14 protein-coding genes and 1 tRNA gene are annotated in these 12,268 nt (G+C 67.2%); 10 read left to right on the top strand and 5 right to left on the bottom strand.

Annotated features, from left to right (window positions below):
• Positions 1–2 precede the first annotated feature (2 nt).
• Together GN331_RS01260 and GN331_RS01255 are read left to right on the top strand one after the other, a co-directional pair.
• A complete protein-coding gene (locus tag GN331_RS01260) occupies positions 3–299 on the top strand; it encodes a KGG domain-containing protein (protein ID WP_156639578.1) in 297 nt (98 codons plus the stop codon).
• A gap of 93 nt (positions 300–392) precedes the next feature.
• Positions 393–992 carry an RES family NAD+ phosphorylase gene (locus GN331_RS01255; protein ID WP_197426953.1) on the top strand — a complete coding sequence of 200 codons (600 nt, stop codon included), beginning with the start codon at positions 393–395 and terminating at the stop codon, positions 990–992.
• Between the two features lie 27 nt (positions 993–1,019).
• On the opposite strand, the gene queD is transcribed toward GN331_RS01255, so the two are convergent.
• Complete coding sequence (queD, locus tag GN331_RS01250; RefSeq protein WP_156639574.1) at positions 1,020–1,376, bottom strand: 6-carboxytetrahydropterin synthase QueD; 357 nt, start codon at positions 1,374–1,376, stop codon at positions 1,020–1,022.
• A gap of 91 nt (positions 1,377–1,467) precedes the next feature.
• Between queD and GN331_RS01245 the strand changes: the two genes are divergently transcribed.
• Complete coding sequence (locus tag GN331_RS01245) at positions 1,468–2,574, top strand: DUF1254 domain-containing protein (RefSeq protein ID WP_156639573.1); 1,107 nt, start codon at positions 1,468–1,470, stop codon at positions 2,572–2,574.
• A gap of 42 nt (positions 2,575–2,616) precedes the next feature.
• On the opposite strand, the gene GN331_RS01240 is transcribed toward GN331_RS01245, so the two are convergent.
• Positions 2,617–2,693: transfer RNA gene (locus GN331_RS01240), tRNA-Met, on the bottom strand.
• Positions 2,694–2,822: 129 nt separating this feature from the next.
• Here GN331_RS01240 and GN331_RS01235 point away from each other — a divergent pair.
• From GN331_RS01235 to bfr, 3 genes are all read left to right on the top strand, one after another.
• Entirely contained in the window at positions 2,823–3,419 is a 597-nt protein-coding gene (locus GN331_RS01235; RefSeq protein ID WP_331713321.1) for an RNA pyrophosphohydrolase, read from the top strand.
• A gap of 59 nt (positions 3,420–3,478) precedes the next feature.
• Positions 3,479–3,685, top strand: coding sequence for a (2Fe-2S)-binding protein (locus tag GN331_RS01230; protein ID WP_156639571.1), 207 nt, complete (start codon positions 3,479–3,481; stop codon positions 3,683–3,685).
• A 122-nt stretch (positions 3,686–3,807) separates the two neighbouring features.
• Positions 3,808–4,278 (top strand): bacterioferritin, encoded by a 471-nt coding sequence (bfr, locus tag GN331_RS01225; protein WP_156639570.1) that lies wholly within the window; start codon positions 3,808–3,810, stop codon positions 4,276–4,278.
• Positions 4,279–4,284: 6 nt separating this feature from the next.
• Here the strand turns inward: bfr and GN331_RS01220 are convergent, their stop codons facing one another.
• From GN331_RS01220 to GN331_RS01210, 3 genes are all read right to left on the bottom strand, one after another.
• Positions 4,285–6,735, bottom strand: a complete 2,451-nt coding sequence (locus GN331_RS01220; RefSeq protein WP_231734312.1) for a hybrid sensor histidine kinase/response regulator — start codon at positions 6,733–6,735, stop codon at positions 4,285–4,287.
• Positions 6,735–8,924, bottom strand: a complete 2,190-nt coding sequence (locus tag GN331_RS01215; RefSeq protein ID WP_231734311.1) for an EAL domain-containing protein — start codon at positions 8,922–8,924, stop codon at positions 6,735–6,737. The genes GN331_RS01220 and GN331_RS01215 overlap by 1 nt, the downstream gene beginning before the upstream one ends.
• A 106-nt stretch (positions 8,925–9,030) precedes the next feature.
• A complete protein-coding gene (locus tag GN331_RS01210) occupies positions 9,031–9,636 on the bottom strand; it encodes a DUF4126 domain-containing protein (RefSeq protein WP_156639569.1) in 606 nt (201 codons plus the stop codon).
• A 93-nt stretch (positions 9,637–9,729) separates the two neighbouring features.
• Between GN331_RS01210 and GN331_RS01205 the strand changes: the two genes are divergently transcribed.
• From GN331_RS01205 to nudC, 4 genes are all read left to right on the top strand, one after another.
• Positions 9,730–10,464 (top strand): DUF6776 family protein, encoded by a 735-nt coding sequence (locus tag GN331_RS01205; RefSeq protein ID WP_156639568.1) that lies wholly within the window; start codon positions 9,730–9,732, stop codon positions 10,462–10,464.
• A 5-nt stretch (positions 10,465–10,469) separates the two neighbouring features.
• Positions 10,470–10,895, top strand: a complete 426-nt coding sequence (locus GN331_RS01200) for a bactofilin family protein (protein WP_156639567.1) — start codon at positions 10,470–10,472, stop codon at positions 10,893–10,895.
• Positions 10,896–10,966: 71 nt separating this feature from the next.
• Entirely contained in the window at positions 10,967–11,332 is a 366-nt protein-coding gene (gene erpA / locus GN331_RS01195) for an iron-sulfur cluster insertion protein ErpA (RefSeq protein WP_156639566.1), read from the top strand.
• Positions 11,329–12,237, top strand: a complete 909-nt coding sequence (nudC, locus tag GN331_RS01190) for an NAD(+) diphosphatase (protein ID WP_331713320.1) — start codon at positions 11,329–11,331, stop codon at positions 12,235–12,237. Before erpA ends, nudC begins: the two co-directional genes overlap by 4 nt.
• Positions 12,238–12,268 lie beyond the last annotated feature (31 nt).

Raw genomic sequence — 12,268 nt, 5'->3', positions numbered from 1 at the left:
CAATGGCAACACGAGGAACAGGGACCAGCAATCGCGGCTTCGCATCGATGGATCCCGAGAAGCAACGCAGCATCGCCGCACAAGGCGGGCGTGCCGCCCACGCGCAAGGCGTGGCCCACGAGTTCGATTCGGAAGAAGCACGCGCCGCGGGGCGCAAGGGCGGCCAGGCACGCAGCAGCCGGAGCGCTGCATCGCGCGCGGCCAATCTGGCCAGCGCCGATCGCGACATCCAGGAAGCACCGCCGGTCAGCCCGATGCACGCGATGTCCGACGAGGTGCCAAGGGGCGGCCACGTCTGATGGGGCGGGCGGCGACCGATGTCGCCGCCCCCATTTTTCTCCCGCACTCCATCATTCACGCGTGCGCAACGCACGCGCGACGACGCTACGTGCATGAGCACGACAAAGTCCGAAGAACTCGCGCTGGACAAATCCATCGCCGATTCGTTTCCCGCGAGCGATCCGCCGTCGCGAACCACGCCCGTCACCGCAACGCCGACGCAATCGCGCGTGCCCTTGCACGAAACGGGACTCACGGGCGATGAGTTGCACGTGTATCGCGTCATCGAACCGCGCAAGGCCGCGGAGCCGTTTTCGGGCTCGGGCGCGGATGCAGGTGGACGTTGGACGTCGCCGCGCACGCCGGGCGTGTATGCATCGCTGACGCCGGCCGCGGCGATCCTCGAATACCTCGTGCACCTGGAAGGCGAGACGCCCGACAAACTCCTGCTCGCGCAGGCCACGGTGCCGATGAGCACCGTGCTCGCGCAGCTCGATCTGCCGAGCGATTGGAAGGAACGTCCGTATCGCGACACCGTGCGCCAGATCGGCGACCGATGGGCGAAGGCGCAGGATTCACTCGCGCTGCGCGTGCCGAGCGCGGTGTGCGAGGGCGAGTGCAACGTCGTGCTCAATCCGCAGCATCCGGATTTTGCGAAGCTGCACCTGGATCACCTGACGCCGCTCAAAGTCGATCCGCGCCTGCGGATCTGACGCGCTTCGAACGCGCGCGCTTCCGGCTCAATCGCCGCGGTAGCGGCAGCCGGACGTGCAGGTTTCGTTCACCACGATTTCCGACAACAACGGCAGCGCCGGCTTCAGGCGCGTCCAGATCCACTTGGCGAGCACTTCGCTCGTCGGGTTGTCCAGGCCTTCGATGTCGTTGAGATAGTGGTGGTCGAGCTGGTCGTAGAGCGGTCGGAACGCGGACTTGATGTCGGCGAAATCCATCACCCAGCCCGTGTCCGCGCCGGGCTCGCCCGAGACGTGGATCTCCACGCGGAACGAATGCCCGTGCAGCCGCGCGCACTTGTGCCCCGGCGGAACGTTCGGCAACCGGTGCGCGGCTTCGAGCGTGAAGGATTTGAAAATGTCCATTTGCTGATTCTATCGCTCCGTAGAACTACTGACGCGCAACGCGGACCGGTGGAGGCATCCTCCCGATCGTTTCCACCAGGGATTGCCCGCCATGCGCCTGATCCTGATCTCGTCCATCGCCTTCGCCCTCGCGGGTTGCCAGCGCGCGGAAACGCCCGTTGCGCCTGCGTCGACCACCACCCACGCCGCCGCGCCGAGTGCGGAAGCCGCGACGCCGGCGGCCACCGCGGCACCCGAACCGGGCTCGACGCCCGTCACGGCCGACAACTACGGGCGCGCCGCGACCGACCTGGCGTTCGCGAACGTCGTGAAGGATGGCGGGTTCGGCAAGTTCAACCACAACCGCGAACTCACGCCGATCGACAAGCAGCGGGTCGTCCGCCAGAACCGCGACACGCTGTATTCGGCCGTGGTGGTCGATCTGGATGCCGGGCCGGTGACCGTGACCTTGCCCGACGTCGGCGATCGCTTCATGTCGATGCAGGTCTTCGACGAAGACCAGTACTCGCACCAGGTCGCCTACAAGCCAGGCAAATACACGATCACGCGCAAGGACATCGGTACGCGCTACGCCCTCGTCGCACTGCGCATGCTGGTGGATCCGAACAAGTCCGACGATCTCGCCGCGGTGCACGCCAAGCAGGACGAAGCGAAAGTCGAGCAACCCGGCGGGCCGGGCAAGTTCGACGTTCCGAAATGGAACCTCGCCGATTACAAGAAACTCACCGATGCACTGACCGTGCTCGGCGATACCTTGCCCGACAAGAACCACATGTTCGGCATGAAGGCCGACGTCGACCCCGTGCGTCGCCTCATCGGCGTGGCGACGGCCTGGGGCGGCAATCCGGAAAAGGAAGCGACCTATCTGAACTTCACGCCGGCGCAGAACGACGGCAAGACCGTGCACCGCCTCGTCGTGAAGGACGTGCCGGTCGAGGGCTTCTGGTCGGTCACGGTGTACGACAAGGATGGGTTCTTCCAGGCCAATCCGCAGAACGCGTACTCGTTCAACAACATCACCGGGCAGAAATCGCCGGATGGTTCGATCGCGATCCAGTTCGGTGGTTGCGACGGCAAGGTGCCCAATTGCCTGCCGATCACGCCGGGCTGGAATTACCTCGTGCGCCTGTATCGGCCGCACAAGGCAGTGCTCGACGGCACGTGGAAATTCCCGGAGGCCACGCCCGTGCAGGGCTGACCGGAAAAGCAAAAGGCCGGCGCAAGGCCGGCCTTTCGACTGTGGTGGCTATGGGTGGACTCGAACCACCGACCCCAGCATTATGAGTGCTGTGCTCTAACCGGCTGAGCTACATAGCCACGGAGAGCCGCGAATTATTCACGGCGGGGGGCTGTGGCGTCAATGCTCGCCGGCCTTCACCAATGTCCGCTTGTGGGTCTGCCGGGGGCGTGGCAGAGTCGGTCGCAGTGCATTTCGGAGTCCGCATCGTGATCGATCCGGACGGTTACCGCCCCAACGTGGGCATCGTCCTCATGCACCCGGATGGACGGGTGTTCTGGGCGCGCCGTGTCCACCGCGACGGCTGGCAGTTCCCGCAAGGCGGGATGAATACGGACGAGACGCCGCTCGAGGCCATGTATCGCGAGCTGCGCGAGGAAACCGGCCTGCTGCCGGACCACGTCGCCGTCCTGGGCGTCACGCCGGGCTGGCTGCGTTATCGGCTGCCGCAACGGGCCATCCGCCGCAACGACAAGCTGGTCTGCATCGGGCAGAAGCAGGTCTGGTACCTGCTGCAGTTCACCGGGCAGGAGTGCGATCTGTGCCTGGACGGCACCGAGAAACCTGAATTCGACAATTGGCGCTGGGTGGACTTCTGGTACCCGGTCGAGCACGTCGTGAACTTCAAGCGCAGCGTGTATGCCAGCGCCCTGGGGCATCTGGCGCCGTTTGCGCGACAGGTGGCCGGCGCAACGGCGGTTCCGCACCCGGGCAAGGACCTGCGGCCCAGCGGCCACAGCCAGCGCCCGCGCCGCCGGGCAGCGGCGGGTGAACGGAGCGGCGGATCCGCACCCGAAACGAATTGACAATGATTCGCATTTATGGGGAAATGGCGCCGTCCTCCCCGGCCTGCGGTTCCTCCCCCATGTTCGTCTGCATCTGCCACGGCATCACCGACAGCACCATTCGCGAGGCCGCGGAAAGCGGCGTCACGAGCGTGACCGAGCTGACGATGCGCACCGGCGCCGGCTCCACCTGCGGCAGCTGCATGGACATGGCCGCGGACCTGCTGGCGCGCCACGCGCCCGCCGAGCCGGGCTTCGCCGAACTGCCGGTGCTGCAAGCCGCCTGAGGCGGCCCTTCGTTTCGACCCAACTCCAACCGACCGCGGTGCGTTGAATGCAAACGCATCGCGTTTCGTCGTGCCTTGCGCAGGAGCGCTAGCATCCGCGCATTCCCGCACGGAGCACGGATATGAAGGGCGACCCCAAGGTCATCGAACATCTCAACAAGGCGCTCTACAACGAGCTGACCGCGATCAACCAGTACTTCCTGCACGCCAAGATGCTGAAGAACTGGGGCCTGAAGGAACTGGCCGAGCACGAATACAAGGAATCGATCGACGAGATGAAGCACGCCGATCGACTGGCCGAGCGCATCCTGTTCCTCGAAGGCCTGCCGAACTTCCAGGCGCTCGGCAAGATTCGCATCGGCGAGAACCCGGTCGAAGTGCTCAAGGCCGACCTCGCGCTGGAACTCGAAGCCCTGCCGGTGCTGCGCGATGCGATCTCCTACTGCGAGAGCATCCGCGACTCGGTAAGCCGCCGCTTGTTCACCGACATCCTCGATTCGGAAGAGGAACACATCGACTGGATCGAAACGCAGCTCGACTTGATCGGACGCGTCGGTGAAGCGAACTACCTGATCACGAAGATCGAAGAGTAGTCAGCGTCAAACCTCCGCCGTGCGGCGCTTGCGCAGCCTGAGCTGCAACGCCGCGCGCGCGCGTTCGAATTCGTCCGTCAGCATCGTCACCGCGACCGCGGGACGGTCCAGCGTTTCCATGCGCGCGCCGAGTTCGATGCGCTTGGCGGCGGCTGACAGCGCCATCGCGCCGAGGTTCGCGCTGGAGGATTTCAGCGAGTGCGCCGCTTCGCGCAATGCGTTGTAGTCCGGCGCCAGCGCCGCGCGTTCGAGTTGCGCGAGCAAGTGCGGCGCATCTTCGAGGAAGACCTGCACGATGCGCGAGGCGTCCGCGCCGATGACGGCGTAGAGCTCGTCGAGCGCGCCGTCGTCGATGATCGGATCGACCGGCGCGGTTTGCATCACGGTCGGCGTCGGCTCCGGCGACGGTGCGGCAGGCGGCTTCGGCGGCGCAACAGGCATGTCGGCGGACTCCACGGTCGGCATCGCGAAGGAAGGCGGACGCGACGACGTCGGCGCGACCGGCGGCACGGGCGTTGCAGGCCTGGCGGGCATCGACGGGCCGGCGGTCGCATCGGCGAACGCTTCCGCCGACGGACCGCGCGCACGCGGCGTGTCCTGCAGCCAGCGGCGCAGGCAATGTTCGAGTTGTCCGCGCGTCACGGGCTTGGCGAGGTAGTCGTCCATGCCCGCTTCGAGGCAGCGCTGGCGATCGCCGGCCATCGCGTTCGCCGTCATCGCGACGATCGGCAGGTGCGGACCGGTCGGATCGGCGCCTTCGATTTCGCGCCACTTGCGCGCGGCGCTGTAGCCATCGAGCACCGGCATCTGGCAATCCATGAGCACGAGGTCGTAGTTGCCATCGCGCATCCGCATCAACGCCGCTTCGCCGTTGGTGGCCGTGTCGCATTCCAGGCCGAGCACGCTCAACAGGCGCTGCGCGACGAGCAGGTTGACCGGGTTGTCTTCGACCAGCAGCACGCGCGCCTGCCAATGCTTGGCGGGCTTGTCGCTGTCGTACGCCTTGCGTTCTTCGGTCGTTTCGCCGCGCGGGGCGCGTTGCGCGAGCGCCGCGCGCAGTTCCGCGTCGGGCGCCTGGCGCGGCAGCAGCGTCGCGCCGGTGTGCAGTTCCTGCGGCACTTCTTCGTCGGAATACAGATAGACCAGGCGCACGTCGCCGAAACTCGCGTGCCGGCCGACGTTGCGATGCAGTGCGATCGCCGTGTTTCGCATGCTTCCCAGATCGGCGAGCACGACGCCGTAGGTCCACGGCGGGCCTTGCGTCGCGGCGGCGCGCAGGCGATCGAGCGCTTCCTGCGTCGTCTCCACCGTCGTGACGCGCAACCCCCAATTCGGCATCAACATGCTCAGGCGCGTGCGCAGGCGCGCGTCCGACGTGAGCAGCAGCAGGCGCTGGCCGCTGAGGTCGGATTCGCGCGTCGGCATGTCGCCGAGCACCTTGAGCAGCGGGATTTCGAAATGGAAGGTCGCCCCGTGCCCGGGTTCGGATTGCACGCCGATGCGGCCGCCCATCAAATCCACGATGCGGTGGCAGATCGCCAGGCCCAGGCCCGTGCCGCCGTACAAACGCGTGGTCGACGCGTCGGCTTGCGTGAAGGCATGGAACAGGCGCGACTGCGCATCGGTCGCGATGCCGATGCCGGTGTCGCGCACTTCGAAACGCAACTGGTGCTGCGCCGTGGTTTCGCCCACGCGGCGCACGCTGACCGAAATCGAACCGCGCTCGGTGAACTTCACCGCATTGCTGATCAGATTCGTCAGCACCTGGCGCAGGCGCACCGGATCGCCGCGCACCGGCAGGCGCACGCCGGGATCCAGGTGCAGGTGCAGGCGCAGGCCCTTGGATTCGGCAGGACGCTCCATCAACTGCATGACCGCTTCGAGCAGGTCGCGCAGGTTGAAGGTCGTGGTTTCCAGTTCGAGCTTGTTCGCTTCGAGCTTGGAGTAGTCGAGGATGTCGTCGACGATGCGCAGCAACTGCTGCGACGAGGTGTACGCCGTGCGCACGAGCTCGTGCTGATCGGGCAGCAAGCGCGCGTGCAACAGAAGATCGAGCATCGGCACGATGCCGTTGAGCGGCGTGCGGATTTCGTGGCTCATCGTGGCGAGGAACTCGCCCTTGGCCAGCACCGCCGATTCGGCCGCCTGCTTGGCCTTCGTCAATTGCTGTTCGAGTTCGTGGTGGCGCTGGATTTCGCGCTGCAACTGGTCGACCTGGAACTGGTCCTTCTGCGCCTTCTCTTCCATCGCCGCCATCTGCTGGTCGCGACGATGCAGCACGTAGACGATCGCCATCAGCGCGATCAGTGCGGTCAGCACGAAGAGCAGCGCGGCGAATTGCCAGGGACCTTCGATCCCGCCCGCTTCCAGCGCGAGCGAAACCGCTGCACCGGCGGCCGCGCCGAGCGCCAGCCACCGCATCGTGAGCCAGCGGCTCGTGGCCTGGCGTTCGGGCATCAGAGCACCGCGTTCTTGAAGTCGAAATCGAGCTCGCTCGCCGCCTGCTGGACGAGGTTGCCCTGGATGAAGTCGATGCCGCTCATCCACAAAGTCGCTGCGGCTTGCGGATCTTCGACACTGTGTCCGATCACTTGCAGGCCCTGGCGATGCGCGCGGTCGATCGACGTGCGCATCGCATCGCGCAACGCGCCGCCATCGGCATGCGCGTAACGCGCCGACAGGCGGATGTAGCCGAGCGGCAACTGTGTGAGCAGCGAATCGGCGTCCGGCGAATGCTCGTACTGGCTCAGGCAGAACTGCACGCCCACCGGCACGAGCTGATCGCAGAAGGATTTCAGCGTCACCGCGTGGATCAGCGCGTCGGCCAGGCGAATGTCGATGACCAGCGATGGGCCTTCCAGGCCACGCACCGCGATCGCGGAGGCGAGCCATTCGGCATACGCATCGCGTGCGAGCGTGCGCGAAGACTGCGGCACGAACAAACGCACCGGTCGACTCTGCGCACGACGTTGTTGCAACACGTCGAGCGCGCGTTCCAGCACCCAGCGATCGATGTCGTGGATCATCCCGGCCTGTTCGGCGGCGGGCACGATTTCGGCGGCGTTGTGCAGGGTGCCGTCGGCCGCCTGCATGCGCAGCAGCGTCTGGTATTGCGCTTCGTCGCCGCCGGCGACCGCGACGATCGGCTGGTAGATCAATTCGAAGCGATCGTCCGCGAGCGCGTCGCGCAGATAGTCGGACAAGTCGCTCGTCTGGCCGTGGTTCGGCGGTTCGTACGCGAAGATGCCCAGCGCCTGCGACCGCGCGTGGCGCGACGCCTGTTCCGCGGCTTCCAGCGCGCTACCCGCATCGGTGAAGCCGTGGCGCAGCGCCGTGTATCCGACGGTGACGCGCAACTTGATCGAGTGCCCGTCGACATCGAAGGGCTTCTGCGACAGCCCGTCGCGCCATACGCGCGCCTGGCGATCGAGCGCGAGGTCTTCGAGGTTCGGCGTGTAGATCAGGAACGAGTGATCGTTTAGTCGCGTGGCCGGATGCGCGCCGGCGAGCGCGCCCAGGCGGCGGCCGGCTTCGGTCATCAGGCGTTCGAGCGCGGCGTAGCCGAAGCGTTCGCGCAGCGTCGAGGTGCCTTCGATTTCGAGGAAGTACACGCCGCCGGCGTTCACCGGCAACGCGGTGCTCAACTGCTGCAACAACACCGGGCGCGCCATCAGGCCGGTCGCCGGGTGGCGGCTGGCTTCGGTCATGCGCTGCTTGCCCAGGGCGCGTGCGCGCTTGACGCGGCTTTCGATCGCGGCGATCAGGTGCCGCGGGCGGATGGGCTTCTGCAGGAAATCGTCGGCGCCGACTTCGAGCACTTCGTATTGCTTTTCCGGATCCGGATCGCCGGTGAGGAAGACGATCGGCGTGTGCAGGAACGACTCGTGCGCGCGGATCATCGTCGTCAGTTCGGTGCCCGACATGCCGGGCATGTGCAGGTCCATCAGCACCAGGTCCGGCTTGACGCGCTCCATCATGTCCAGCACGTCGCGCGATTCGGCGGCGACGACGGCTTCGATGCCGGCGCCGTTCAACACACCCTCGGCGAACATCGCCTGCGCGCGGTCGTCTTCGACGATGAGCACGCGATACGGCGGTTCTTCGCCCGTGCCCAGCGGGGGCAGGGGGACGTTGTCGGCCGTTGCGGGCGTCGGGGACGATCCGGTCGAAGCGGATGCGGACGTCGGCACGGGTTCGCCGGGCGTGGCGTCCTGCGCGGTCGCGTCGGGGGCGGCGTCGACCGCCGGTGCGTCTTCGCTCCAGCGGCGCCAGTAACCCTGCGGCGGGGTTTCGGCGCGCGCGGCAGGCTCGTCGTCGGCGGCTTTCGCGGCGGTCGGCAACTGCAGCAGGAGATTTTCGGCGACCGAGATCAGCTGCGCGGTCGAAGCGGCATCCGGCATGTGCTGCGCGACGCGCGCGGCCGAAATCTGCCCGTGCAACTGCGCGAGCATGCCCGCCCAGCGCTGGTCGAGGCGCACGGCCTGTCCGTGGAGGCGGTCGACTTCATGGGCGATCTGCTCGAACGAGCCGGGATCCCAGCCCATCGCGCGACGATTGCGCAAATGTTGCGCAAGGCCATCCACGCCGCCGCGGAATTGCGACAGCGGATCGGTCGACGCCTGTTGGCGTTTTTTGGTGGCGGGCATCGGCTCCCCCGGCGTGTGCCGCCATTATCCCCTGCTCCCCATCAAGGGAAGAGCACGGAAACTGGATACGCCTTCGGCCAGCCGCTTGCAAGACGTGACGTGTTCCTCACTGCGGCACATTCGTGGTCGCCGGCACCGTGCGGGGCCCGAAAAGCGCGCGGCGGATGCTCCGCCACAGCCACCACACCGCGGTCGCCATCAGCACGCTGATCACGATGACGATCGCCAGCGCGATCCAGGGATGCGCGAAGGCGAGCGCGAGTCCGCCGACCACCGCCACGTCCTCGGTCACCGAGGCGGTCCAGTTGCTCACCGGTTCCGGGGAAGTATTCAGCAACGCGCGGCTTCCCGCCTTCAGCACGTGGCTGGTGAGGGCCACGCCCGCACCGGTGGCGAGCATGCCGGGGCCGAGGCTCCCGTCGGGCGAAAGGGTCGCCGCCGCGAGGAATGCACCGACCGGCACGCGCAGCACCGTGTGCAGCAGGTCCCAGCCCGAGTCGACGCCGGGAATCTTGTCGGCGAAGAACTCCGCCGCCGCCAGCAGGCCCGAGACGCCGAGCACCCAGGGCGAGGTCGTGGGTTCCAGCGCGGTCGGCAGGTCGAGCCAGCCCATCGCGCCGGCAAGACCGATGCCGAACACCGTGAGGTACACGCGGATCCCCGCCAGCCAGGCCAGCAATATCCCGATCGCGAAAAGATGGGCTTCGGACATGGGAACGTTCCTCCAATCGGCCGGCGGGCAAAGGCCGTACACTCGCCGGCCCGAGTATAGGCGCGGCCCTCGCGTCGTCCCGTGGAGCCCGCGATGGAGCCGACCCCGAGGCCCAGCCCGCAATTCGAGATCGTCCCCCGTGAAGGCCGCGGCCGCGTGCCGGCCTGGGGCTGGCTCGTGGGCGCCGTGGTGTTCGGCCTGCTGGTCGGCGGTGGCCTGGCCTGGTGGCTCGCCAAACCCACGGTCGGTTCGCCCGAAGCCCGCATCGCCGAGAGCGATCGCCGCCTGAAGGCCTCGCAGGCCCAGGTCTCCGAACTCCAGCAACGCGTCTCCACGCTCACGCGCTCCGACCAGATCACCCGCGACGCCAACCGCGACGTGCAGGCGATGCTGGCCGACAAGGACGAGCAGATCGCGAGCCTGCGCGCCGACGTCGCCTTCTACGAACGTTTCGTCGGCAGCGGTGCCGAGCGCAAGGGCCTGACCGTGCATTCGGCGGAATTCGAACGCGAAGCCGGCGGCAGCTGGCGCTACCAGGTCGTGCTCACGCAAAGCCTCAATCGCGGCGCGGTGAGCCAGGGCGAAATGAAGTTCGACGTCGAAGGGGTGAGGGACGGGCGCCTGACGACGGTGAAGTGGGACGAGATGCAACAAAAGCCGGCGGCCGCGGGGCAACAATACGAATTCCGCTATTTCCAGCGGCTTGGCGGCAGCATCGTGTTGCCCGCCGGATTCACGCCGCAGCGCGTCAAGGTGGCGCTGCGCGGCAAGGGCGCGAACGTCGACACGGCGCTCGCGTGGTCATCGATGTCGTCACCCGGGGAGTAGTGGGGATGTTCAAGGGTTCACAAGCAAAGCCTTCTTCGCGCGACGGCCAGGCCGTCGACACGCTCATCGGTCCGCAGGTCACCATCCGCGGCGATATCGAATTCAGCGGCGGGCTCTACGTCGAAGGCCGCATCATCGGCCGCGTCACCGCCACCGAAGGCACGCAGGCCGTGCTGATGCTCTCCGAACACGGGTGCATCGAGGGCGAAGTGCGCGCGCCGGTCGTGATGATCGATGGCCGCCTGGAAGGCGACGTCCACGCCGCCGAGCGCATCGAACTGGCCGCCAAGGCCCGCGTGCAGGGCAACGTGCACTACCGCATGGTCGAAATGCACGCCGGCGCCCAGCTGACGGGCCGCCTGGTCCACGCCGATGCCACCACGGCCGCCGTGCACGAAGGTCCGACGCTGGTGGCGGTCAACGCCGCCTGAGTCAGGCGGTTTCCTCGCCTTTGGCCCCGCGCCGCTTGATTGCGGCGCCGTCGGCCCGCATCTTGTCGCGCATGGAACTGATCGATTTCCCCACCTGGCAGCAGCTGGACGCCCCCGTGCAGTTCTCGCCGGCCGCGGCCGCGAAGGTCCGCGAACTCATCGCCGAGGAGGGCAACGCCGACCTCAAGCTGCGCGTGTACATCCAGGGCGGCGGGTGCTCGGGGTTCCAGTACGGGTTCGAATTCGACGAATCGCGCGGCGAGGATGACGTGGCGGTGGAAACCGACGGCGTCACGCTGCTCGTCGATCCGCTCAGCCTGCAATACCTGATGGGCGCGGAAGTGGACTACAGCGAAAGCCTGCAGGGCGCGCAGTTCGTCATCCGCAATCCCAACGCGAAGACCACGTGCGGCTGCGGCAGCAGCTTCACCGTGTGACGAACAACCCATCGCCTTTCGCCTTCGTCGACGGCGCGCTCGATCGCGCCGACCATCTTCGCGACGACCCTGAAACCCTCGCATCGTTGTGGCCGCAGGCACGCATCGTCGTGCTGGAAGACGACGGCCGCGCGTACGCCGACCGTAACGACGCCTTGCTCGCCCCCGAAGGCGCAACCCTCGGCGGTGGCCCCGGCACCGCGATCTTCCTCGGCTTGCGCGAAGGGCAGGCGTGGTTCGCGCAATCGGCCAAGCTCGTGGCGTACGACGCACCGGCGCGCATCGAACTGCGCACCGCGGCCACGCAATGGCCCACCTTCGAGGCCACCGTGTTCGCGCAGGCGCGCGCGATGTTGCATTGGCATGCGCGCCACAAGTTCTGCGGCGTGTGCGGTGGCGAACTCGGATTCGTGCGCGCCGGCTGGCTGGGCCAGTGCGCGCGCTGCGGCAGCGAGCACTACCCGCGCACCGATCAGGCGATCATCACCGCGGTCACCGACGGACAACGCCTGTTGCTCGGGCGCCAGCGCAACTGGCCGCCGCGGCGCTGGTCGGTGATCGCCGGTTTCGTCGAGCCGGGCGAATCGCTCGAACAAACCGTCGCCCGCGAAGTGCTCGAGGAAACCGGCGTGATCGTGCGCTCGTGCCGTTACGTCGCCTCGCAACCGTGGCCGTTTCCCGGTTCGCTGATGCTCGGATTCCTTGCCGAAGCCGGCCCCGACGTCCCCGTGGTGGGGGAGGAACTGGACGACGCGCGCTGGTTCGATGCCGACACCATCCGCGCCGGATTGGCGCGCGACTGGGCCGTCGGGCCCGAAGAAGAGGAAGGCGGCATCGCGCTGTCCGCGCCGATTTCCATCGCACGTTGGTTGATCCAGTCCTGGTTGGCATCCGTCACGCGCTGATTGCGCATGGGATGATTCCGTATCATCCCGC

The organism is Noviluteimonas gilva (assembly GCF_009740395.1).
GTDB classification, from domain to species: domain Bacteria; phylum Pseudomonadota; class Gammaproteobacteria; order Xanthomonadales; family Xanthomonadaceae; genus Noviluteimonas; species Noviluteimonas gilva.
This window is presented reverse-complemented; position numbering and strand designations above follow the sequence as displayed.